Origin of the sequence: Schauerella aestuarii, from assembly GCF_009866805.1 — a bacterium.
Classification (GTDB): Bacteria; Pseudomonadota; Gammaproteobacteria; order Burkholderiales; family Burkholderiaceae_B; genus Schauerella; species Schauerella aestuarii.
The window spans coordinates 292,998-317,217 of sequence record NZ_SIZW01000042.1 but is presented as its reverse complement, the minus strand read 5'-3'; the positions used below and the strand labels follow the sequence as shown (position 1 = coordinate 317,217).

At 64.1% G+C, this 24,220-nt stretch carries 19 protein-coding genes; 3 read left to right on the top strand and 16 right to left on the bottom strand.

Annotated elements, in window-relative coordinates:
* Window positions 1-27: 27 nt before the first annotated feature.
* The 12 genes from EYW45_RS16540 to EYW45_RS16485 form a co-directional block, all read right to left on the bottom strand.
* Window positions 28-1,056, bottom strand: a complete 1,029-nt coding sequence (locus tag EYW45_RS16540) for an asparaginase (RefSeq protein WP_161136535.1) — start codon at window positions 1,054-1,056, stop codon at window positions 28-30.
* Window positions 1,056-2,051 carry a tripartite tricarboxylate transporter substrate binding protein gene (locus EYW45_RS16535; RefSeq protein ID WP_161136534.1) on the bottom strand — a complete coding sequence of 332 codons (996 nt, stop codon included), beginning with the start codon at window positions 2,049-2,051 and terminating at the stop codon, window positions 1,056-1,058. Before EYW45_RS16535 ends, EYW45_RS16540 begins: the two co-directional genes overlap by 1 nt.
* Before the next feature lie 258 nt (window positions 2,052-2,309).
* Window positions 2,310-3,239 (bottom strand): 4-hydroxy-tetrahydrodipicolinate synthase, encoded by a 930-nt coding sequence (dapA, locus tag EYW45_RS16530; protein ID WP_161136533.1) that lies wholly within the window; start codon window positions 3,237-3,239, stop codon window positions 2,310-2,312.
* A 1-nt stretch (window position 3,240) separates the two neighbouring features.
* Window positions 3,241-3,516, bottom strand: coding sequence for a hypothetical protein (locus tag EYW45_RS16525; RefSeq protein WP_161136532.1), 276 nt, complete (start codon window positions 3,514-3,516; stop codon window positions 3,241-3,243).
* Window positions 3,517-3,698: 182 nt separating this feature from the next.
* Window positions 3,699-4,391, bottom strand: coding sequence for a two-component system response regulator KdpE (kdpE, locus tag EYW45_RS16520; RefSeq protein ID WP_161136531.1), 693 nt, complete (start codon window positions 4,389-4,391; stop codon window positions 3,699-3,701).
* A 5-nt stretch (window positions 4,392-4,396) separates the two neighbouring features.
* Window positions 4,397-7,234, bottom strand: a complete 2,838-nt coding sequence (locus EYW45_RS16515) for a sensor histidine kinase (protein WP_161136530.1) — start codon at window positions 7,232-7,234, stop codon at window positions 4,397-4,399.
* A gap of 33 nt (window positions 7,235-7,267) precedes the next feature.
* Window positions 7,268-7,882, bottom strand: a complete 615-nt coding sequence (kdpC, locus tag EYW45_RS16510) for a potassium-transporting ATPase subunit KdpC (RefSeq protein ID WP_161136529.1) — start codon at window positions 7,880-7,882, stop codon at window positions 7,268-7,270.
* 100 nt (window positions 7,883-7,982) lie between these two features.
* Complete coding sequence (gene kdpB, locus EYW45_RS16505) at window positions 7,983-10,205, bottom strand: potassium-transporting ATPase subunit KdpB (protein ID WP_161136528.1); 2,223 nt, start codon at window positions 10,203-10,205, stop codon at window positions 7,983-7,985.
* A gap of 19 nt (window positions 10,206-10,224) precedes the next feature.
* On the bottom strand, window positions 10,225-12,021 hold the full coding sequence (gene kdpA / locus EYW45_RS16500) for a potassium-transporting ATPase subunit KdpA (RefSeq protein WP_161136527.1): 1,797 nt from the start codon (window positions 12,019-12,021) through the stop codon (window positions 10,225-10,227).
* Window positions 12,021-12,110, bottom strand: coding sequence for a K(+)-transporting ATPase subunit F (gene kdpF / locus EYW45_RS16495; protein WP_161136526.1), 90 nt, complete (start codon window positions 12,108-12,110; stop codon window positions 12,021-12,023). Before kdpF ends, kdpA begins: the two co-directional genes overlap by 1 nt.
* Window positions 12,111-12,494: 384 nt before the next feature.
* Window positions 12,495-13,943: an N-acyl-D-amino-acid deacylase family protein gene (locus tag EYW45_RS16490; protein ID WP_161136525.1), complete on the bottom strand. Its 1,449-nt coding sequence runs from the start codon at window positions 13,941-13,943 to the stop codon at window positions 12,495-12,497.
* Window positions 13,944-13,980: 37 nt separating this feature from the next.
* Window positions 13,981-14,913 carry a Bug family tripartite tricarboxylate transporter substrate binding protein gene (locus EYW45_RS16485; protein WP_235939098.1) on the bottom strand — a complete coding sequence of 311 codons (933 nt, stop codon included), beginning with the start codon at window positions 14,911-14,913 and terminating at the stop codon, window positions 13,981-13,983.
* Between the two features lie 165 nt (window positions 14,914-15,078).
* On the opposite strand from EYW45_RS16485, the gene EYW45_RS16480 reads away from it, so the two are divergent.
* Window positions 15,079-15,972 (top strand): LysR substrate-binding domain-containing protein, encoded by an 894-nt coding sequence (locus EYW45_RS16480; protein ID WP_161136523.1) that lies wholly within the window; start codon window positions 15,079-15,081, stop codon window positions 15,970-15,972.
* Window positions 15,973-15,979: 7 nt separating this feature from the next.
* Here the strand turns inward: EYW45_RS16480 and EYW45_RS16475 are convergent, their stop codons facing one another.
* The 3 genes from EYW45_RS16475 to EYW45_RS16465 form a co-directional block, all read right to left on the bottom strand.
* Window positions 15,980-18,997 carry an autotransporter family protein gene (locus EYW45_RS16475; protein ID WP_161136522.1) on the bottom strand — a complete coding sequence of 1,006 codons (3,018 nt, stop codon included), beginning with the start codon at window positions 18,995-18,997 and terminating at the stop codon, window positions 15,980-15,982.
* A gap of 389 nt (window positions 18,998-19,386) precedes the next feature.
* Window positions 19,387-20,136 carry a FadR/GntR family transcriptional regulator gene (locus EYW45_RS16470; protein ID WP_161136521.1) on the bottom strand — a complete coding sequence of 250 codons (750 nt, stop codon included), beginning with the start codon at window positions 20,134-20,136 and terminating at the stop codon, window positions 19,387-19,389.
* 125 nt (window positions 20,137-20,261) lie between these two features.
* Window positions 20,262-21,191: a dihydrodipicolinate synthase family protein gene (locus tag EYW45_RS16465; RefSeq protein WP_161136520.1), complete on the bottom strand. Its 930-nt coding sequence runs from the start codon at window positions 21,189-21,191 to the stop codon at window positions 20,262-20,264.
* 189 nt (window positions 21,192-21,380) lie between these two features.
* Between EYW45_RS16465 and EYW45_RS16460 the strand changes: the two genes are divergently transcribed.
* Window positions 21,381-22,403, top strand: coding sequence for a Bug family tripartite tricarboxylate transporter substrate binding protein (locus EYW45_RS16460; protein WP_161136519.1), 1,023 nt, complete (start codon window positions 21,381-21,383; stop codon window positions 22,401-22,403).
* Window positions 22,404-22,478: 75 nt separating this feature from the next.
* On the top strand, window positions 22,479-23,456 hold the full coding sequence (locus tag EYW45_RS16455; protein ID WP_407924931.1) for a Bug family tripartite tricarboxylate transporter substrate binding protein: 978 nt from the start codon (window positions 22,479-22,481) through the stop codon (window positions 23,454-23,456).
* 22 nt (window positions 23,457-23,478) lie between these two features.
* Here the strand turns inward: EYW45_RS16455 and EYW45_RS16450 are convergent, their stop codons facing one another.
* Complete coding sequence (locus tag EYW45_RS16450) at window positions 23,479-24,027, bottom strand: DUF4760 domain-containing protein (RefSeq protein ID WP_161136518.1); 549 nt, start codon at window positions 24,025-24,027, stop codon at window positions 23,479-23,481.
* Window positions 24,028-24,220: the final 193 nt, after the last annotated feature.

The following is a 24,220-nucleotide window of genomic DNA, read 5'->3' as shown; positions in this document are numbered from 1 at the left end:
GACGACACGCTGCCGGCCGCCAGCGAGTCACGTTCTTGCCGCATCGCCATCAGGTGAACCGATGCGGGTGTCGAACAGATCACGCAGCGCATCGACGCCACTCAATCCGGCCTGGATCGCCAGCATCAACAGAATGCGCGCTTTCCAGGCCGAGAGATCACCGCTCAGCACGGCCCCGGCATCCACCAGTTGCCGCGTCGATCCCGCAAACCCGTAACCGATGCGCGTGCCCCCGGTGGGAATGCGAGTGGCGATCACCACCGGCACCTCTCGCGTGCGCGCCCGTTCGATGGCCTCGAACATCGCCCCGTTGACGTGACCCGAGGCGACGGCCTGAATCACCAGGCCCCGCGCGCCCAGTTTGACGGCCGCATCCACCAGCCGGCCACTTGCGCCCGCATACATCGATACGATGTCGACCTCGGGCAGCGGCTCGCCGGTGAGCGGCACATACAACGACCGCATCGGCCGGCGATGGAACATCACCCGGTCGGCGGACACCGCGCCGATAAACCCCCACTCCCCGGACTGAAAGGTTTCCACATCCAGTGTGTGCGTCTTGCGCACCTCACGCGCCGCATTGATGTGGTCGTTCAACGCCACCATCACGCCCATGCCGCGAGCCTCCGGGCAACGGCAGATGCGGATGGCATTGAGCAGATTGCGTGGCCCGTCGAAGTCCGGCTCAGAGGCATTGCGTTGCGCACCCGTAAGCACAACGGGTTTACCGGTATCCAGCGTCACGTCGAGAAACCAGGCCGTTTCTTCGAGCGTGCTGGTGCCGTGCGTGACGACCACCCCGGCAATATCGCTGCGCGCGACCAGTTCGGCCACCGCGCGCTGCAACGCCAGCCAATGCTCGGGCGAGATGTGCGGCGACGCAACGCACATCAGATCGAGCACTTCGATCTCATCGGTATCGACCCGATCGGCGATGCATTCAATCAGTGCCGCGCCCGACATCACCGGCATGGCCAGCCCGGTCGCGGCATCGATACGCGAAACGATGGTGCCGCCCGTCGTCACCACCGCCACCCTGGTCGCTGCCGTGCGCATCAGTCGAGTGAAATGCCGGCGGTTTGCACCACGTCACGCCATTTGCGCGTTTCGGCCTGCACGTAGTCGGCGAATTGCTTGGGGGTGCCGCCTACCGCCTGCGCGCCCAAGCCTTGCAGCTGCTGCTTTACGTCGGGCATGGCAAGAATCTCGTTGATCTGCTTGTTCAGTTTGTCGACGATCGGCTGTGGCGTGCCCTTGGGCGCGGCGAGCCCGTTCCAGGAGTTGACCTCGAAGTCCTTGAGACCCGCCTCGGCCATGGTAGGCACATTGGGCAATTCCGGCAGGCGCTTCGCATAGGCCACGGCAATCGGACGCAACTGCCCGCTTTGCATGTGCCCCAAGGCGCCCAGCGACGTCATGAAGCCCATTGACACATTGCCGGCCAGCACATCCGTCATGGCAGGCGTGGCCCCCTTGTACGGAACATGCAGCATGCTCACACCCGTACGCAGCTTGAACATTTCGCCCGCCAGGTGGGGCGAGCCGCCAACGCCTGAAGACGCGAAAGTGAGCTTGCCCGGCTCGGCTTTGGCCAAGGCGATCAACGACGGCAGATCCTTTACCGGCAAGGCTGCATTCGTGACCAGTACGCTGGGCGACGACATGAACTGGATGATGGGTACCAGGTCGCGGTCGGTGTCATAGTTCAGGTTTTTGTAGACGGACATATTGGTGGCGTTGGCGATCGTCTCCACCAGCAACGTATAGCCATCAGGCTTCGCGCGCACCACTTGCTCGGTCGCGATATTCGACCCTGCGCCCGCCTTGTTTTCCACCACGACCGCGCGTCCCCACGCCTGCGTGAGCTTGCTGGCGACCAATCGTGCCACCACATCGGTAGCGCCGCCGGGGGGGTATCCCACAATGATGGAAATGGGACGAGACGGGTAATTTTCGATCGCTTCGGTTTGCGCGTGAACGACAGACCACGTACAAGACAATGCGGCCACCAGCGCAACGGCGCCAGCCCCTTTGATGTGCAGACTCTTCATTGCTCCTCCAGATATAGCGTGTTCGATGCGGGGACCGACGAACGAGGCGTATGCTCGCCTTCAACTGAACATGCGCCATGCATGCACGGCCGCTCGAGCCGTGCGGGCATGCCGATGGCCAGCCCCCTTGTTATAGCGCCAACCTGGGAATATGGGCGTGAATGCCCTAAAAGAAAACCGTAAAGCCCTGACGTCCTAGATCAATATTTTTGATGTGTGACGTGGCAGGATGCGGCGTGGTGCGGGCTCGCGCATGCTCTAGAGCAAGCGTTCAGCCGGTTCCCTGGGTATCCGCTCGGCCACGTCGGCGCTCGCCTCCACGGCATGCAAGGCACGCCGCAGTTGCAATCCCAAGGTATAGGATGCAGGCATCAAGGGACGCCGCACCTCCTCGTCGATCCATCCCAGGAGCGACAGCGCCCGTTTGACCGGCACCGGGTTGGGCTCGGCAAACAGCAGCCGCGTGAGCGGCCGCAAGCGCTTGAAGAGTGAGGCGGTGGCGTCGCGGTCGCCCGCGCGGGCGTGCCGGGCCAGGGCCACCACCCACTCCGGATACAGATTGGCGATCACCGGAATGGCACCGGTGCCACCGTCGAGCAGATGCGCCGCCAACGACGCATCGTCGCCGCACAGCGCAGGCAGCACCGGATTGTGCCGCAGCGCTTTCAGCACTGCAGGCTGGCATTCCTTGATGGCGGCAATGCCGGGCTGACGTGCAAGGATCTCCATCGTTTCCACGGCAATGGCCACACCCGTGCGCTTGGGCACGTTGTACAGCACGATCGGCTTATCGGTGGCGTCGGCCACCGCCCGAAAATGCCACACCAGTCCCGCCTGAGTCGGCGCCAGGTAGTACGGCGGCGGCACCAGATAACCCGCCGGCTCGAAGCCGTTGAGTCGCCGGACGCTTGCGGCAATCTGCTGCGTATCGACACCGCCCACGCCAATCATCAGCGGCAATGCCTGCGCCTCGCTTGCCAGCGTTTTCAGTACGGCGGTTTTCTCCGCGCCCGACAGCAGATTCCCCTCGCCGGTGGAACCGAACACCACCAGACCGTCGATTCCGGCCTGGCGATAATGGCGATGCAGCCGCCGGACGGCTTCGAGATCGACGCGGCCGTCGCGCAGCGGCGTCACCATCGGCAACCAGATCCCTGCGAACGGCGTGCCTTGCGCACATGTGGCCATCTCAGTGCACCGCCACGTTGGTGGCGACACGAATGGCGCCGAATTCAGCAGCGGGCACGCGCCGCATGATCCTGTCCATCACTTGAGGCATCTCGGCCACCGTGGTGCTGAGCTGCACGGTGGTGCGTCCGTGAGCGTGATCGACCGCCATTGCATAAACGCCGAGATCGTCACCCAACGCACCATGCAGCGCACGCCGCAACGCCAGCGCGTCGAGACTTTCGACACGAAGCGTCAACACCACGCAAGCGGGCGTCTCGTCTGCACGGGGCGGCATGGACTGCCCGAGCGGGGGAAGGGTCAAGCGAGAAAGCGTTGGGCGAATAGACATATCGGGGATAAGCAGGCGGCCTCAACGGCGGCGATAGCTCAGTGATTGATGACGTCTTCACTATAGAAATTCGCGCCTAAAAGGCGCGAATAAATGACGGGCGAATCCCGTAAAAAAGGTGTCAAGGTCTACACGGCGAAGCGATAGCCCACGCCGATCTCAGTAAGCAGGTACACCGGCTGCGCGGGATCGGCCTCGAGTTTGTGGCGCAGGTGCCCCATGTAGATCCGCAGATAATGGCTGTTCTCGATCTGTGTGGGCCCCCACACCTCGCGCAGCAATTCGCGATGCGTGACGACCTTGCCGCGGCGGGCAGCGAGTACCGCCAGCAGACGATATTCGAGCGTGGTGAGATGCACGTGCTGGCCTGCACGCGTGACGGCGCGCGTCGAGAAATCCACGGCCACGTCGCCGAAGGTGAGTGCCGATGCCTGGCCCGCCCCGGCGCGTGCATGCCGGCGCAGGAGCACGCGCAGCCGCGCCAGCAATTCGCCGATGCCGAAAGGCTTGGCCAGGTAGTCGTCGGCCCCGGCGTCAAGCGCTGCGATCTTGTCGCTTTCGGCGCTGCGTGCGGACAGCACCAGCACAGGCACCTGCGTCCAACTGCGCAACTCGGCGATCAAGCTCATGCCGTCGGCATCGGGCAATCCCAGATCGACGATCACGAGATCGGGATGACGCGTGCCCGCCTCGATCAGGCCCCGCTTGACCGTATCGGCTTCGAAGACTGCACAGCCTTCGCTTTCGAGCGCGGATCGAACGAAGCGCCGAATGCCGGGATCGTCCTCGATGACCAGAATATTGGGTTGATACTCGAACATGGCGATTACACCGCCTCCGGTTGTACGGCCGGCGCATCGCGCAGCGGCAGGGAGAAAACAAAACGCGCACCACTCGCCTGACCCGGGGTGGCATCGACCCAGATTCGGCCGCGATGGGCCGTCACGATGGCATCGCACACGGCAAGGCCCAAGCCCACACCCGGGGTAGCTGATTCACGCTCGCCGCGCGCAAATTTCTCGAAGATATGCCCCCGCGCGTCGGCCGGCACGCCCGGCCCGTTGTCGGCCACGCTGACCCATACTTCACGCTCGTGCACGGCCGCGTCGAGCCACACCTCGCTGCCGGGCGGGGTGTATTTGCCGGCATTCTCCAGCAGATTGCAGAGCACACGATCGATCAGCACCGGGTCGCATTCCACGAGCGGCACCGCCGAGAGATCGCCCACATGCACGGTATGCCGCGACATCGCGTCGCGCATCGCACTCAAAGCCGTGCCGGCGAGTTCTTCGATCGATTGCCAATCGCGCTTGATCGGCGTGTCGCGATCCTGCAGGCGCGCCATATCGAGCAGATTGGCCACCAGCGCATGCATGCGGCGCGCTTGGTCGCGAATATCAGCCACGGTGGCAAGCGCGGCGGCGTCGAGATCGCGACGTGTGTGCAGCAACGTTTCGGCGGTGCCGATCAAGCCCGTCAGCGGCGTGCGCAGATCGTGCGATACCGCCGCCAGCAACGCCCCGCGCAATTTCTCCGACGCCACGCTGATGAGCGCCGCTTGCGCGACCTCCACGTAGTGCAAGCGCTCCAAGGCGATTGCAATCAAGGTGGCGTAGGCCTCGATGCGCCGGCGCGCATCGGGATGATGCAGGCCGGCGGCAGCGGGATCGTCCACGACCAACACGCCGCGCGTGCGCATCGGCGCCTTCAAAGGCAGATACAGCATCGTCTGCGTGGCCAGCGTTGCCGTGCCTGCCCCGGCCGTCTGACCGTGATCGCACACCCACTGCGCCACGGCGACGTCGGGACGGGCGCCCTGCCCCGCATCGGACTGCGCCAGACGCAAGCGATCGTCCAGGCCCAAAATATAGACCGTGCAATGCGAGCCAAATCCAGCGGCCACGAAAGCCGTGACCGAACCGACGATCTGCTCTGGCACAAGCGCGGCGGATAGTTCGCGCGCGAACTCGTACAAGCCGCGTGCATCGGCTTCACGCTTCACGGACCGCTCGGCCTGCATGCGCAATCCTGCGGTCAGTTGTCCGACCAGAATGCCCACGCCCAGCAGCACCGCGAAGGTGACCAGGTACTGAACATCCGAAACGGCGAACGACGCGATGGGCTGGACGAAAAAGAAATCGAAGAGCGCTACGCTGACGACTGCGGAAAACGCGGCGGGTCCGCGACCCAGCCGCAGCCCAACCCCGACCACCGCAAGCAAAAACAGCATGACAATGTTGGTCTGGTGCAGCACGGGAAAGACCAGCGCCGATAGCCCGGCCGCCAGCGCACAATAGACGCTCGCCCACACGTAAGCGCCCGCCGCGCGCATCCCATTTGGAGAACCGCCTGCGCCACGCGCCGTGCGAGCCCTATCCGCTCGGCCATCTCCCTTGGCCTGGGCGGCCGCGATCGCCGGCGAGCTCGCCGGCATGGAAGGCGCCGCCACGCGCGCCGTACCCGGAGCCACCGCCGCCACGCGGATCAAGTCGATATCCGGGCAACGCGCGGCCAACTGATCGGCCAGGCGATGCCGGTGCCAGGACCAGGCTGGCGCAACAGCCCCCGCAAGCAGGCTCGATAACGACCAGCGCAATCCGCGCGGCCGTCGCTGCCTGCGGCCCAGCGCCACTTTGGTGATGTTGTGACGCTGAATGTACTGCGCCACGGCATCGACCAGATCGCCGCCACCCAGCGTTTCGCACCGTGCGCCCCACCCCGTGGCCATTGCCAGCACCGCCTGCAGGCGGTCGTGCGTCGCCGTGGGCAGCGGCGCCACACGCAAGGTTTCGACGGTGACCACATGCAGATCGCATTCGAGTTGCTGACTCAAACGATGCGCGCTGCGCACGATCGCTTCGGCATCGTCATCGCCACCCACGCAAGCCAGGACCGCTTCGCGCGTGCGCCACACCTCACCGATGGCGCGATCCTGCCGATAGGCTTGCATGTCGTCGTCGACATGGTCGGCCGTGCGGCGCAAGGCGAGTTCCCGCAACGCGAAAAGGTTGCCTTTGCGAAAGAAGTTGCGGGTGGCGTGCCGCGCCTGTTCGGGCACATATACCTTCCCTTGCTTCATGCGGGTCAACAGCTCATCGACCGGCAGATCCACCAGAATGACTTCATCGGCAGCGTCGAAAACGGCATCGGGCACGGTCTCCCACACAGGCACACCTGTGATGCCGCCCACGGCCTCATTCAAACTGTCGAGATGCTGCACGTTGACGGTGGTCCAAACGTGGATGCCCGCAGCCAGCAGTTCCTGCACGTCCTGCCAGCGCTTGGCGTGCCGCGATCCCGGTGCGTTGGTATGCGCAAGCTCATCCACCAACAGGAGGGCCGGCTTGCGCGCGAGTGCGCCGTCGAGATCGAATTCGCTGAGTTCGTGCCCGCGGTAGGCCACGCCGAGCCGCGGCAACACCGGCAGGCGATCGAGCAACGCCTGGGTGTCGCGCCGCGCATGCGTTTCGACCACACCCACGAGTACATCGCCACCCTGCGCCAGGAGCCCGAGCGCGGCCTGCAGCATCGCGTAGGTTTTGCCCACACCCGCCGAAGCCCCGAAGTAGATTCGCAACTTGCCGCGGGCGGCGTCCTGCTCGGCCACGTCGAGCGCCCGCAGCAGTCGATCGGGGTCGGGTCGCGCGTTATCGGATAAGGCCATCGGCGGCGTGCGTATCGATCAGTGTTAAAGCCATTACTTGGGCGGCGCCATTCGGTCCAACGCCAGATTCAGCGTCAACACATTTACAGCAGGCTCGCCCAATATAGCCAGCAATGGCGTATCGGTGTGCGCCGCGATGGCATTTTGCACGTCCGCGGTCGACAAACCCCGCGCGCGCGCGACGCGGGCGGCCTGAAACTGCGCTGCCGCCGGGCTGATATGCGGATCGAGACCGCTGGCCGACGCCGCAATCAAATCGACCGGAATCGGTGCAGGATTGCCCGGATCGGCGGCACGCAATGCGGCCACGCGAGCCTGCACCGCCTGCGCCAGTGCCGGGTTGCTGGGGCCGAGATTGGACCCGCCGGAGGCGGCAGCGTTGTACGCCATGGGCGCGGTGGCCGACGGCCGGCTCCAGAAGTACTCGGGCGTGCTGAACGCCTGCCCGATCAAGGACGACCCCACGACGACGCCGTTGCGCTCGATCAGCGAACCGCTGCTTTGCTGCGGAAATGCCAGCGAGGCCACGCCAGTGGTCGCCAGCGGATACAGCAGCCCCGTCAGCACGGAGAGCGCCACGAGGCAGACCAGCGCGGGCCGGAAAATGCCGGCGCGGGGGGGTGAATCAATAGCGGTCGAGATAGCCATGAAGAACTCCAGAATCGGTAGACCCGCCTGACGCATGCAGTGCCAAGCGGTGGAAGAGATTAACGAAAGAAAGGCGGGTTGATGGACGAGCCGCCCGGCATCACACCCACCCGCCTGCCACCAGAATCAGATCGATGATCTTGATGCCGGCAAACGGCACCAGCAGGCCACCCAGGCCGTAGACGAGCAGATTGCGGCGCAGCAGCACCGCAGCACCCAGCGGCCGATAGCGCACGCCTTTCAAAGCAAGCGGAATCAGCGCGACGATGATGAGCGCATTGAAGATCACGGCCGACAGGATCGCCGACGCCGGTGTGGCCAGGCCCATGATGTTGAGCAGGCCCAACTGCGGATAGACCGTGATGAAGGCGGCGGGAATGATCGCGAAGTATTTCGCGATATCGTTCGCCACGCTGAACGTGGTCAATGCGCCGCGGGTCATGAGCATCTGCTTGCCGATCTCGACGATCTCGATGAGCTTGGTGGGATTGGAGTCCAGGTCCACCATATTGCCTGCCTCCTTGGCCGCCTGCGTGCCGGAGTTCATCGCCACGGCCACGTCGGCCTGCGCCAACGCCGGTGCGTCGTTGGTACCGTCGCCCGTCATCGCCACCAGGCGGCCTTCTGCCTGATAGGTGCGGATCAGTTTGAGCTTGGCTTCGGGCGTGGCTTCGGCCAGAAAGTCGTCCACGCCCGCTTCCGCGGCAATCGACGCCGCGGTCAACCGGTTATCGCCCGTGATCATGACCGTCTTGATGCCCATGCGGCGCAACTCGCCGAAGCGCGCCTGGATATCGGGTTTGACGATGTCTTTCAATTCGATCACGCCCAGGACGCGATCGTCGTCGCTCACCATCAAGGGCGTGCTGCCCCGCCGAGCCACGTCGTCGGCGGCGCGGCGGCACGCCTCCGGCACCTTTGCACCCTGCGTGCTCACCCAGCCGTCGATCGCGTCGACCGAGCCTTTCCGAATGCGGCGGCCGTTCAGATCCACGCCGCTCATCCGCGTCTGCGCTGTGAAGGCGACGAAGACAGCATCAGGCGCCACGGCCCCACCGCCCTGTTGATCCACGCGATCGGCAAGCATCACGATACTGCGCCCTTCCGGCGTCTCGTCGGCTTGCGACGCCAATCTGGCCGCGTGCGCCAAAGCCTGCGCGCTGACGCCGGGCGCGGGTACGAACGTCGCCGCCTGGCGATTGCCGTAGGTGATGGTGCCGGTTTTGTCGAGCAACAGCACATCCACATCGCCTGCCGCCTCCACGGCACGGCCCGAGGTTGCGATCACGTTCGCCTGCATCATGCGGCTCATTCCGGCCACGCCGATAGCCGACAAAAGACCGCCGATCGTGGTGGGAATCAAACACACCAACAAGGCCACCAGAACGGTCACCGAGACGGCCTCCCCCGCGCCCGCACTGCCCACGGCGAAAATCGAGAATGGCAGCAGCGTGATCACGACGAGCAGAAACACCATCGTCAAACCCACCAGCAAAATCGTCAGTGCGATTTCGTTGGGCGTTTTATGGCGCTTGGCGCCTTCGACCATGCCGATCATGCGATCCAGAAAGCTCTCGCCCGGGTCGGCCGCAATCTGCACGAACAACCAGTCGGAAAGCACGCGTGTGCCGCCGGTGACGGATGAAAAATCGCCACCGGACTCGCGGATGACCGGCGCGGACTCACCGGTAATGGCGCTTTCATCGACGGATGCGACGCCCGCCAATACCAGGCCATCGCCGGGAATCGTGTCGCCGGCCTCCACCAGCACGACGTTGCCGCGACGCAGGTCGCCCGACGCGCGGGCCGCGCTGCGTTCGCGCCACGTGGCCGGTGTGGCAGCCCCCGCATCGCCGGGCTTGAAATCCTTCAGCACCCGCGCCACCACCGTGGTGCGCAAGCCGCGCAAGGCGGCCGCCTGCTGCTTGCCGCGCCCCTCGGCCAGCGCCTCGGCAAAGTTCGCGAACAACACGGTGAACCACAGCCAGACGGCAATGGCGAGGATAAAGCCCGCAGGCGCATCGGCAGTGCCGTTCAGCGCCATGATCCACAGCACCGTGGTCAGCAGACTGCCGATGTAGACCACGAACATGACGGGGTTCTTGATCTGCGCTGCGGGCGAGAGTTTGCGCAGGCTATCGATGAGCGCGGGTACCAGCAAAGCGCCGGATGAGGGACGCGGCGGCTTGACCGGAGACGGGGTCGCAGCGGCCGCAGCAGTGGCGGTGTCAAGCCGATCCGGCGCAGGCGCAAGCCCAGCCGCTGGCGTCAAAGACGTGCCGGACGCGGACGATGAAGACACTGATGATTCGAATTTGGCCATGATGGTCATTGCCCAGTATTTAAGGTTGCAGATGTTCGGCGACGGGACCCAGTGCCAGCGCGGGCACGTAGGTCAACGCGCCTACCAGCAGCACTGCACCGATCAGCAGCACGACGAAGAGCGGCCCGGTGGTGGGCATCGTGCCCGGACCCGGCGCTACGCGCGGTTTGGCGGCCAGCGAACCGGCCATGGCCAGCACCGCCACGATCACGGCGAAGCGGCCGAACCACATCGCTACGCCCAACAGCACGTTGTAGAACGGCGTATTGGCCGACAGACCGGCGAATGCGCTGCCGTTGTTGTTGGCCGCGGACGACACGGCGTACAGAATTTCGGAGAACCCATGCATGCCGGGATTGAGAATCCCCGCCTGGCCTGCGGCCAGCGATACGGCCAGCGCCGTACCGCTCAACACCAGCAGCGGCGTGACGAGAATCACGATGGCGATCATTTTCATGTCGAACGCTTCGATCTTCTTGCCCAGATACTCAGGCGTGCGCCCGATCATCAGGCCGGCAATGAAAACGCCCAGAATCGCGAAGGCCAGCATGCCGTAGAGGCCCGAGCCCACGCCGCCAAACACCACTTCGCCCAGTTGCATCAACAGCAATGGCGGCAGTCCGCCCATCGCCGTCAACGAATCGTGCATGCCGTTGACCGCACCGCATGACGCGGCGGTGGTGATGGCGACGAAAAGCGACGTGGCCGAGATGCCGAAGCGCGCCTCCTTGCCTTCCATATTGCCGCCGGGCGCGATGGCCGAATGGGCAGCGTCCACGCCGGCGTGCGCCAACATCGGATTGGCCTGCGATTCGAAATGTGCGGTGGCGATCGCAAACACGCAAAATAGGATCGCCATGGCGGCCAACACAGCAACGCCCTGCCGCCGATTGCCGACCATTTCCCCAAACGCAAAGCACAACGCGGCGGGAATGGCGAAGATCGCCAGCATTTCAAGGAAATTGGTCAGCGCCGTCGGATTTTCATAAGGGTGCGCCGAGTTCGCGTTGAAGAATCCGCCGCCGTTGGTGCCGAGCATTTTGATGGCTTCCTGCGAGGCTACCGGCCCCATCGCAATGGTTTGCGTTTGCGTGGTCGCCGCAATTGTCGTGGGTTTGCCTGCGGCATCCAGCACGGCGGCACCCGCGGCATCCATCACCGGCTTGTCATAGGTTTGCGCCTGAACCGTCTGCACGTCCTGATAGCCGGACAGATTCTGGATGACCCCCTGGCTGACCAGCGCCAGCGCCAGAACGAACGAGACCGGCAACAACACATACAGCGTGCTGCGCACCACATCCGTCCATACATTGCCGATGGTGGCGGCGCTGTGCCGCGACAGGCCGCGCACCAGCGCAAACAACACCGCAATGCCGGTGGCGGCAGAGAGAAAGTTCTGTACCGTCAACCCCAGCATCTGGGTGAGGTAGCTCATCGTGGCTTCACCGCTGTAGCCCTGCCAATTGGTGTTGGCCACGAAACTGATCGCGGTATTGAAGGCCGAATCCGGCGATACCGCGGTCATGCCCGCAGGATTGAACGGCAATCCGCCTTGCAAGCGCTGCAGGGCATAGAGCGCCACCGCACCCATGGCGTTCAACGCAATGACGCCCAGGGCATATCCCTTCCAACCCATCTCGGCACCGGGATCGACGCCGGCGAGCTTGTAAAGCCCGCGCTCCAGCGGCTGCCCCCAGCGGGTCAGCACACAACGTTCGCCGCTCATCACGATACGGATGTAGCGGCCGAGAAAAGGCGCGATCGCAAAGAGCACCAGCAGGTACACCGCCAGCAGCCCGATAAATTCGGCATTCATCAGAACTTCTCCGGCTTGAAGAGTGCGACACACAGATAGACCACCAGGCACCCGGCGACGACGGCACTCAACCAGTACAGGCCGCTCATGATTGGGCTCCCGAACGCAACGCGCCGCAAAAGTGCGCCAGTGCGACGGTTACGGCCACAATCGCCGCAAACGCGACGGCATAGATGACATCCACAATGCTTCTCCTCGCGGCAGGTTTGCCGCAGACAACGCAGGCCGATCGCGACAGAAATGCATGCGATGACCCGACACCGGAGAGCTTAGAAAAACCCGCATAAATGCCGCGTAAAGCTTCGCGGCGTGCGCGTAAAGAAGGTGTAAAAAAGCGCCACAAGGGCGCTTCGAATGTGCGAATCGACGCCCGGAGTGTGCGTCTGAGGGTGGCGTCTGGAAGACCCGCCTGGGAGCCACCTCCGGAAGTCGCTTGGGGATGTACGCCCTACCCTTCAGGTCCGTGATGTCCGCTAGCCGGCCGATGTGACCACCAGCGATGACGCGAGATAGCGCCCGCCGCGAGCGCCCGTGAGCGTGCCGTTCTCCACGGTAAGCCGGCCCCCCAGCAGCACGTGCCGCATGCCGATGGGCGGCTCGGCGGGCGACTCGAACGTGGCCGGACTGGCGACCGACGCCGCATCGAAGATCGCCAGGTCGGCCACCGCGCCTGCGCGCACGGCACCTCGATCCGTCAACCCGAATTTGAGCGCGGTCAGGCCGCTCATCTTGTGCACGGCCGTTTCCAGCGAGAACAATCCCACATCGCGCGCGTAGTGGCCCAGCACCCGCGGGAACGTGCCCCACAGGCGCGGATGCGGACGCGCGTCTTTCGATAAGCCGTCGGACCCCACCATGGTGTCGGGGAAGGCCAGAATGCGCTGAACGTCGTCTTCGGACATGATGAAGTACACCGCCCCGCCCGGCTGCAGCCGCACTGCCGCCTCGTGCGCCGTGCATCCCCATTCGCCGGCAATATCGTGCAGATCGCGGCCGCTGACCTCCGGATGCGGCGCCGACCAGGTGATCATGATCCGATCGCACAATGCGATGCGTTCCGGGCGCAGCATCGTGCTCGATGCCGCATAGGGGTAGCAGTCCAGGCACAGGTCCTGATGCTGCGCCGCCTGCGAGAGCAACGCCAAGGTCTCGACCGAGCGGCCGTGATTGGCCTGGCCGACCAGCTTGTGATGCGAAATGATCACGGGCGCTTCAAGCGCCGCACCGATGCGCAGCGACTCTTCGATGGCGGGCACGATCCGGTCGCCTTCGTCCCGCATGTGTGTGGCATATACGCCACCGCACTCGCGCATGGGCGCAGCCACGGCGATGATCTCCGCTTCGGATGCCGCAGCGGCCGGCGGATAGAACGTGCCTGTGGAGAGACCGATGGCACCTTCGTGCAGCGCTTGCGCGAAATCCGCACGCATCGCTTCGATTTCATCGGCGGTGGCAGCACGATCCAGAGTGCCCATGTGCCGCACCCGCAATGTGGAATGCCCCACCATCGCCACCACGTTCACCGCCGGATCCGCGGCCTCGATCGCGGCCCGGTAGGCCGCAAACGTGGGATAGCGGTAGGCGTCGCCCAATAGATTGAGCGGCGGCGGCACGGCTGCCTGCGTCACCAAGGGCGCCAGACTTAGGCCGCAGTTGCCGTTCACCACTGTCGTCACGCCCTGCAAGGCCTTGAACGCCATGGCCGGCGTTTCGAGCACGGCAAAATCGTCGTGCGCGTGGCTGTCGATAAAGCCGGGTGCCACGATCAAGCCCGCCACATCGAGGCTGCGTTGCGCCTGCGCGGCGCTCAGATCGCCCACTGCCGCGATGCGCCCGTCGATGATGCCGACATCAGCCCGCATGCGCGGCGCACCGCTGCCGTCGATCACCGTGCCGCCAAGGAGAAGTAGGTCGTAAAGCATGAGCGATCAGTGCCTGGTCATGAAGTGTGTTGGTCGATTAATCAATCCGCGCGCCGCTTTCTTTTACGACCACGGCCCACTTGCGGGTTTCGCGATCGATCAACGCGCGGAAATCCTGCTGCGAGCCTCCGATCGTCTCGAACGCCAATTCGCCGAGCTTCTTCTTCACGGCGTCGTCGGCCAGCATGGCATTGAATTCCTGATTGAGCCGCTGCACGACCGGTTCGGGTGTGCCCGCCGGCAAGACGAAGCCGCCCCAGGCTTGCATCTCGTAGCCGGCCACACCGGCTTCCTGCATGGTGGGCACGGTGGGCGACAACGGGCTGCGCGTGGTGGCAGTCACGGCCAGCGCCCGCACACTACCCGCGTTGACGCTGGGCAGAATCGACGGCAAGTTGTCGAACATCAGTTGCACGCTGCCGCCGATCACGTCCTGGATGGCTTGCGGGCTTCCCCGATAGGGCACGTGCAGCACGTCGATTTTCTCGGTGGTCTTGAACAGTTCGCCGCCCAGGTGGCTGGTGGTGCCGTTGCCCGCCGAGGCCATCGTCAGTTTGCCGGGATTGGCTTTCGCGTAGGCAATGAGCTCCGCCACATTCTTGACCGGCAGGTCGCGGTTGACCACGAGCAGGTTGGACGTGGTGGTGGCGGCCACGACCGGGATCAAATCGCGTTCGACGTTGTAGGGCAGATCCGCAAACAGCGCACGGTTGATCGCCAGTGTGGCGATATTGCCGTAACCCAGTGTGTAGCCGTCCGGCTCGGATCGTGCCACCGCCTGGATGCCGATATTGCCGGCGGCGCCGGGCCGATTCTCGACCACGACCGGTTGCCCCAGCCGCTTGGCCAGTTCCGACGCCAGGTAGCGGCACAGAATATCCGGCGACCCGCCTGCAGCGGACGGCACGATCAGGCGTACGGGGCGGTCGGGCCAAGCGGCATGGGCATGCGCGAATGGACTGGCGAGCAAACCGACTAAAACCAGAGTACGGACGAAGTTTCGGCGTAGCATGAGGTGTGTTTTCCCTTTGAATATCGCGCTCTTGAGCCCGTGGCCCGACGCATCGATCGATTATGCGGCGCGGGACGCCAATTGCGCAGCGACTTTTTTCGAAGAAAAAGATTCCAATTCGTCATGAAACGTCCGCACGGCAAATTCATTCCCTCCGTCAATCACCTCACCGCCTTCGATGCGGTGGCGCGCATGGGCAGCATTACGGCGGCGGCACGCGCGCTGTCGCTCACGCAAAGCGCCGTCAGCAAGCAGGTGGCGGATCTGCAGGCCTTCGTCGACGTTGCGTTGTTCGAGCGGCGCGACGGCAAGCTCGTGCTCACGCGTGCGGGCGAGCAGTATCTGAGCCGCGTGCAACCGGCGTTGGGCGAACTCGAAAGCGCCACGCTCGAAGTGATGGCCACGCGCGGTGCAGGCGGTCATCTCAACTTGTCGGTGCCTGCCACCTTCGGGGCGATGTGGCTGCTGCCGCGGCTCAATCAGTTCGCAGAAAGCGCGCCGCACATCGTCATCAACCTGTCCACCAAGATCGGCACGGTGGTCTTGCCGGCGCCCGATGTGGATGCCGCCATCATGTATGTGGATGGCCCGGTCGCCGACGATCTGTGGTGCCAACCCATCCTGCCGCTGACGGTATTGCCGGTGTGCAGCCCGGCATTGCTGCAGCGGCGGGCGCCGCCCGCAACGCTCCTCGCGACGTTGCCGTTGTTGCATCAGGGATCGATGCCCGACGCGTGGGCCAGCTATTGCGCGGCCCGCGGCCATGGCGCCCTCACCGCCCGCGCCGGTCCCCGTTACGCGTTGTTGAGCATGGGCCTGCACGCGGCACGGGCAGGTCTTGGCATCGCGCTGCTGCCGCCTTATGTGGTGGCCGACGCCGTCACGCGCGGCGAACTCGTCGTGCTCGACGATGCAGCGCACCCGCAACCGGGCGCCTACGCTTTCGTCTGCGGGCGTCAGCGTCGCGATGCGCCTGCCATCAGCGCGTTCAGTGCCTGGCTCCAGACCCAGGCTTAACGCCCAATCACCAGTTGATCCGCACGCCGATATTGCCGGCCACATCGCGCCGGTATTTGCCGTCGACATCGGTGGTGTAGTCGGCAGCGGCATACACACTGACCGTTTTGTTGACTTGTGCGACCAGGCCCGCGCCGAACTGCATGGCGGTCGAGCCGTAACGCGTGCCCACCGCATCGCGGCGGTCATAGACCGTCTTGTCGGTGCCGGCAAACTCGTGCCACAGGTTGGCGCGCAAGTAAGGCTCGAGTCGCGCGGCGCGCGTTTCGTATGTGCCTTTGAGGCGCAGGCCCAAACGGCCGGTGTACGTGTCGGAATCTTTGAAGTCGACGCGCGACACACTATCGCGCAGGCTGTCGACCGACAGGAATTGCGCAATGAACTGCGCCTGCGGCTCAAGCACCACGCGGTCCGTAAGCTGCAACGGATAGCCCCCTTCGAGCGACAAGGTGGTCGCCGTACCGTCGGTTTTTTCGCGCATGCCGGCAGTCGATCGCAGACGGGCATCGAGCCGCGTCACCATCGCCACGGCATCGGTATAGCCACCCGAAGGGCCTACGTGCGTCCAATAAGCGCCGCCGCTGTAGCCATCGAGTTTGAGCGAACCCACTCTGGTGTGCGGTGTGGCCAGGGCCAGCCCCCGCACGTCGCCACTCGCATGCGAGTAGCCGATGAAGGCGCCTACACGATCCTGGTGTCCGTTGGCATGCCGCACGCTGTAGAGATCCTGGCCGACCTGCACGCCACCCATGCTGCCATCGAATTCCGATCGGGCGCCGCCCGAATAGTGGCGTTCGGTATGCTGGCCGAACACGCGCGACCATGTGGCCGGTACCCCACCCTCGCCACCGAGGATGGACTGTTCGCCTTGGCGGTCATGAAAGGTGCCCAGCGAGAACAGCGCCAACTGGCGTGCAGTGGCCGTGACCGCGCCATACACCGGTACTTCCTCGCGGTAGATCGGAACGGCATCGGCGACGGCAGCCGGCAACGGTGCGGACTGTCCCGGCGCGGGCGCCGGCGTGACGATGGCCGGCCCAGGCGCGGGCGCCGCGGACTCGGGCGGCAAGACGGGATTGGTCGGATCGTTGGGATCGCTCGGCACGGCCGGTGGCGTGGGCGCGCTCGGATCGGCAGGATCCAAGGGCGGCACGGTGGGATCGATCGGCGGCGTCACTGGCGGCACGACCGGTGGCACGACGGGCGGCGTGACGGGCGGCGCAGTCGGAGCGGGTGCCGCGGCCGGCACGCTCGACCGCAGATACCAGCTGTTTTCCGATCCGGCCGTGACACCGCCTTTGAAAAGAAAGTACTGATAAGCGCCGGCGCGCAGTTCCGTCGGCATCGCAAAGGCATTACCGGTGCTGGTGGCACCGTTGATAGCCTGCACGACTTGAATCCCGTTGGCCGTGGTGAGACCGCCCGAACCGCCCAGATTGTTGACCGCGACGGTGGTGTTGCCGCTGATCTGGCCGCCGCTCACGATGAGGCGGTCGGCGGGTGCGCCGTCGGCGCCCAGAATTGAGTCGATCTTCAGCGTGCCGCCTGCACCCACGTAATTGCCCACGATCGTCATGCGATTGGCGGCATTGCCGCCGGTGAGGTCGATGGTGCCGGCGTTATTGACGGTGGGCAGGTTGGTGGCGACCGACGACGACACCGAACCATTGATGCCGGCCACCGCGGTGAGCCGGCTCGTCGCGTCGATATTGAGCACACTGGGCAAGCCTTCGGCGTCGCCGAGAATCAAGCGATTGTCCATCGTGAGCGCCGAGCCGCGTTGAAGATTGATGGTCTCGAAACTGGTGAACCGATTGACACCCGCCGCCTGGGTATTGTCGAAGACCAGCGTATCGCTGCCTGCGGTGACGCCGCCGCTGATGCCCACTGTTGTGCCCACTTGTGCGGCAGAAAGATTGCGCAGCGTTGCCAGATCGGCACCCGTGCCCATATCGATAAAGCCCCGCACGATGCCGCCGTCGGACCACGTAAACACATCGTCGCCGGTACTCATGCGCACTTCGCCCACGACCTCGCCGCCGGTGATCGTGACGATATCCGTGCCGCCGCTCACACTGATATTGCCGCCGATGAATCCGTTGGACACGGTAATGGTGTCGTTGCCGAAGCCTGCCACCAGGTTGCCGTTGATGCGCCCGCCGGACATGTCGAAAATGTTGTTGTCGAGCTTCATGTCGACGCGGCCGATGGTGCCGCCCGTCATCGTAGCCACATCGCCATCTTCGAATGCACCGACGATCGTGCCGCCCGACATGAAGAAGGTGTCGCGGTTATCGCCTTGTTGCAACGCGCCGATCTGGCCACCTGTCATGCGAAAGTCGTCGATACCGCTGCCCTGCTGAACGACCCCGTTGACCGTGCCGCCCGAAATGACGAACTGGTCGACGCCGTCGCCCTGATCGATATTGCCGTTGACCGTGCCTCCTCGCATCTCGAACGTATCGGTGCCGGCGCCGGTGACCACGGCCACGCCGCCGGTGCCTGTGAGCGTGCCGCTATTGATGATGTTCACCGCACCGCCCGAGAGGGACACGGCGGGGCCGGCAGTGCCGACGATCGTGCCGGTGCTGTTATTGGTGAGCGTATTCGCCCCGCCCGCGCCAGTGATGCCCGCCGACCCTGAAATCGTGCCGTTGTTGACCACCTGATTGCCGCCGCCCGTGAGGACCACCGCCGCGAAGCCGGCGCCGGTTGCCGCGAGGTTGCCGTCATTGGTAAGCGTGCTCAGGCTGCGCAGCAGCACGCCGTTGTTGGCGGTAATCGCCTGCTGCGCCCCTGCGCCGATCACGACCGACACATTATTGGCACCGGCCTGCGCAGCAATGGCCTGCGGATCGGGATTGGGTGCCGTTGCCGTACACGACACGCTTTGACCCGCGGCCGGATTGTAGGGATCGCCGCCCGGCGAGCCATTGATACAGGCTGCACTGGCGATGCTGCCGCCCAAGGATGCGATCGCCGCACAGAGGGGCAAGAGCGTGTGACGCCGGTAGGACGCGGACATAAGTGCAACCCAAGAAAGGCATCAGCCACCAAGCGACCGCAAGATCGCAATCCGCTGTCATGCCAAATGTGGAAGAAATACGGAGAGATTGAAAAATAAATATCATTCCCCGCCTGCTTACACAATGGCACAGAGTTGTACGTCTACAACGCCCTCCTAAGTGTGACCGTCGATGTCATTACGTTCGTTACCGTTCGGTAACTATTTAGCGACCGTTGCGCTTGCTGCGGCGCGTGACACGCATCCAGCACGCGATGGGAGCGACACTCGAACCGCTTGCCGACGACGACGATCCGCGCGCCCGGCATGCCTAGATCGCGCACGTGAACGCGAAATCGATAAATCAACATGGTGCGCGAGGCACGGCATCACGCACCATTACAAAGAAATCAGTCGCGTTCGCGGTCCACGAGACGATAGCGCGCCTGACCCAGATGGAATTGCATGGCGATGCGTGCGCGGTCGGCATCTTGCTCCCGAATCGCGGCCAACACGGCGGCGTGTTCGTCGACGACGCGTTGACCGCGGGCCCGCGATCCCGTGCGCGTAAGGCTCAGCGTCAACCGCATGAAGCCGCTGATCGATTCGTGGATGGTCTCGAGCACGCCCAGATAGAAGTCGTTGCCGCTGGCCTGTGCCACGGCGGTGTGAAACGCCAGATCGGCTTCGAGCACCACCTGCCCGTTCGCAATACCGTCTGCAAACACGGCATGTGCGTGCGCGATGTCCGCCAATTGTTCATCAGTGCGACGCATCGCCGCGAGCCGCGCGGCATCGCCTTCGAGCGCGATCCGCACCTCTTGCGCGCGCAGATACGCCCCGATGTTTTGCACATCGCTGAACGTTTTGATGCGCGGCGCAGGCTGATGGCTCACGAACGTACCCAGCCCCTGATGCGCCGTGATCAATCCGTCGGCACGCAGGCGCAGCAAGGCTTCGCGCACCACCGGACGCGATACGCCGAACTCGTCGCAGATCTCATGTTCGGACGGCAACTTGTCGCCCACGTTCAAATCGCCCGAGGCGATACGGTCGAAAATCTGGCCGTACAACCGATCCCCCAGACGCACCCGCTGCCCACGCTCATTGACTGGACTGGTGCCGACCCGGCCATCGGCCGATACTGCTTTACGCGCCACGTGCTACTCCTGAGATCCTGCCGCCTGCGCGGCGGCAGGCGCCATCGTAACGCTATCGCGCGTGGGAGGGATGCCGCCAGGCCGACGATCGACGCCCCTGCTGCGTCCAGCCCACGCGCGTGCGCTTATGCCGCGACGGCGGCGCCATCCCATTCATACAAGGCGCGCGCCACGGGCTGCACCCGTGCGCGCTCGGCCGCGGACAATCCCGTCAGCAGCGGCAGCATCGGTCCCATATCGGCCACGCCCGCCAGGGTGACGGCATCGTGCAACACACGGATCGGGCTGATCTCATCGCGGCAATCTTCCAGGCCGATGTAATGCGCCCGCACTGCTTCCGCTTCTTCGAAGCGTTGGCCATGCAGCAACTCGAGCAAGCGCATCGAGCCGTTAGGGGCCACGCATACGGAGCCGGACGTGAAGCTCGCCAAGCCGAACTTGCGGTAGTGCACGATCGCCGGACGCTCGCCGATACCGCTCACGATCAAGCCGGGATCCACCACCCGCAGCAACGCGTCGAGATAGGCATCCTGCGCGGGATCGGGCACCACCACGGCATATTTCAGTGCAGCGATGCGTCCTTCGCCTACGAGGGTCGCCACGGTATCCGGCGCCAGATAGTTGGCGGTCTTGATGTAGACCACCACCGGTTTGCCGAGGATGTCGCTGAAGCGGCGGATGCCGTCCGCCAGTCCGGCATCCGTGTAGGGAAACGACATCGGCAGCAGCATGGCAGTCGGGAACGCGCGCGATTTGAGAATCGCTGCCTGGTCGACGAACTTGCCGTAGTCGGGGCCCGCCGACGGCAACACCCAGGTGTCGGGCCCGGCCGCCTCGGCCAGAAAGTCCACGATGCGCGCGTATTCGCTCACGCCGACGTTATAGAAATTCGCATTGCCGCCATACATCACACTGCGCACGCCGCCGCTTTCGAGGTGCCGCAAGAGCGCCCGGTTCGCCGCTTCGTTGAGCGATAGATCAGCGTGGCGTGCCAGCGGGGGCACGGCGACCACGGAACGTTGCAGGTCGGCAGTCGTGACGGGGGTGTTTTTCATGGGACGAAGTCTCCGATCGAGGTGGGTCGTGAAATGGGCAAGACGGTCGCGTCTGAACTTGTGAACCAAGTCGCGTTGAACAAGTATACTTGGTTGACAAGCTAACAATCAATTCATATAGTTGTTTTACAAGCACACCCAACGATTGCCCCTAGACCAAGAGCCGATATCGGCCACAGGAGACTATCCATGTTCAACATCTCGAACCTGCATGCGCGTTCGCGCCGCACCCTTCCCCTAGTCGCTGCGCTTGCCGTGATTGCTGGCGTGATCGGCGCGTCGACCGTGCACGCCGCCGAAAACTATCCCACGCGCGATGTGCGTATCGTCGTGCCCTTCCCTGCCGGCGGCACCGCCGATATCGCCGCGCGCCTGGTCGCCGCCGAACTCGGCAAGACCTGGGGCAAACCGGTGGTGGTGGACAACAAGGCCGGTGCGGGCGGCAACGTGGGCACCGCCGACGCGGCGCGAGCGCCCAACGATGGCTACACCCTGTTGATGGGCACCGTCAGCACCCACGCCATCAATCAATCCGTGTATGCCCAGCTTCCCTATGATCCCGTGGCCGACTTCGTGCCGGTAACGCTGGTGATCCCGGTACCCAACGTACTGGAGTTGAATCCTGCATTTGCCGCCAGGCACAACATCAATACCACCGCCGATCTGATCGCCTACCTGAAGGCCCATCCCGGCAAGGTCAATATGGCATCGACCGGCAACGGTACCTCCACCCATTTATCCGGCGAACTGTTCCAGTCGATGACCGGCACCAGCATGACGCACGTGCCCTACAAAGGCAGTTCTCCCGCACTTACCGATCTGATGGCGGGTTCGACCGATCTGCTCTTCGATAACCTGCCCTCGTCCATTGGGTTCATCAAGGCTGGCAAGCTCAAGCCGCTGGCGGTGACCACCTCCACCCGTTCACCGGCGCTGCCCGGCGTGCCCACGCTCGCCGAATCCGGCGTCACGGGCTACGACGCGGCGAGCTGGTTTGGGTTGCTGGCCCCGGCCGGCACGCCGGAAGCCATCGTGAACAAGATTCAGCAGGATGTGGCGCAAGCCCTGCAAAAGGAATCGATCCGCACGCAGTTGCAGGCCCAGGGCGCCGAGCCGTCGGGCAACACGCCGGCACAGTTCAAGCAATTCATGGCGCAGGAAACCGCGAAATGGGCGCAAGTTGTCAAACAATCCGGCGCCCGAGTCGATTAAGCTCACGATAACAAGGGCGGTTTGCGACGCGCCGCGGCACGCCTCTCCTATAGCGCGTAACCCGAGGAGATCGACGTGAGAGTATTGACGCATCTGTTTGCTGCGGCGAGTGTGGCCGCCTGCCTGGGACTGCCTGCGGTGCATGCCGCGAGTTATCCCGACAAGCCGGTTACCGTGCTGGTGCCCTTCGTGCCCGGTGGCTCCTCGGATATCACCGCCCGCGCCATGACGCCCGGTCTGGCCAAGCTGCTGGGGCAAACCTTCGTGGTCGAAAACAAACCCGGTGCCAACGGCGGCATCGCCGCGCAGGCCCTGGCCCGTGCGCCGGCCGATGGCTACACCATGATGGTGGGATCGATCGGCACATTCGCCATCAATGAAGCGCTGTACAAGAACCTGTCGTACAACCCCAGCCGCGACTTTACCTACCTCACGCAAGCTGTGCGCAATCCCAATGTGCTTGTGGCTGCGCCCGCCTTTCCTGCGGCCAACGTGAAGGAATTGATCGCCTACTCGCGCGCCAATCCGGACAAGGTGTCGTTCGCCTCATCCGGCACCGGCTCATCCGATCACCTGTCGGCCGTGATGTTCCGTCAGAAAACCGGGGCCACCGGCATGGACGTGCCGTATCGCGGCGGCGCGGCGGCCATTGCCGATCTGTTGGGCAATCAGGTCAACGTGTCCTTTCAGAATCTGGGCGCAGTGCTCACGCACATCAAGGCGGGCAAGCTGAAAGCACTGGCCATTACGGGCGATAGCCGAATCGCCGATCTGCCCGATACGCCCACCATGGCCGAAGCCGGCATCCCGGATATGGTGGTGTACTCCTGGCAAGGCTTTGCCGTGCCACGCGGCACGCCGCCGGCGGTGGTCGAACAGCTGTCCAAGGCCCTTCGCACCACCTTGCAGGAGCCTCAAGTGAAAACCGCGTTGGCCGGACTGGGCTTTGAAGTGGTGGGCAGCACGCCGCAAGCGTTTGCCGACTTCCAGCGCGCAGAAGTGCAACGCTGGAACGAGGTGATCGCCAAGAGCGGCATTCAGCTGGAGCAGTAAGCGCGGTAAACCCGCCATCCGGCTATTTGTGCAGGATGGCGGTGATCACCCCTTGCGCGCGCTGGAGCTTCTTGAGTTCGAGAGGCCCCAAATCGCTCTGGCGGCGGCACATCCAGCGGATCGCCAGCCAGTCGAGCCGCACATAAAGTCGCGGATTGGCCGCCTGCTTGACCTGGGTGTACGCCCGCAAATCCATCCACGTGCCAACCACGTAGGAACCGTAGGCGTTGTAAAGGATGTCCTCGTCGTACACATCAGACTGGATGGCGATGGCCACTTTTTCCCAGGCGTTGAGCACTTCACGAATGCTGATCACGACCTCGTCGTTGAAGTGCGCAGGCGCGGCAAGCGCCGCCGTCTCGTCCCAAGACAGCGTACGCGTGGACTCACGCACGATTCGATTGTGGTGCTGCGCCTCTTTCGAGGCGTGATAGTCGCTTTGGAAATCGATCGCGTGCTTGGCGCGCGCCAGATGCCGCTGCGAACGCAGGCTTTTATAGGCGATCACGGCCGAGATCGCGATCACCGGCACCGTGGGGTTATGCACAAGAAACGCTAGAACGTCATTCATGGCAAAAAATAAAGCGCCCTGGCGGGCGCTTGGCTTTGAATCGACGGGATGCGGCTGATGGCCACATGGGGCGTCGGGGCCGGGAGCGCTGCGGCTGCCGGGCCGGTCGGTTTAGTAACCGTAATCCTGTTCGCGTGAGGTCATGATCGTTCTCCTGCTTGGGATATCACTGTGCATCCAAGATAACCGTTTA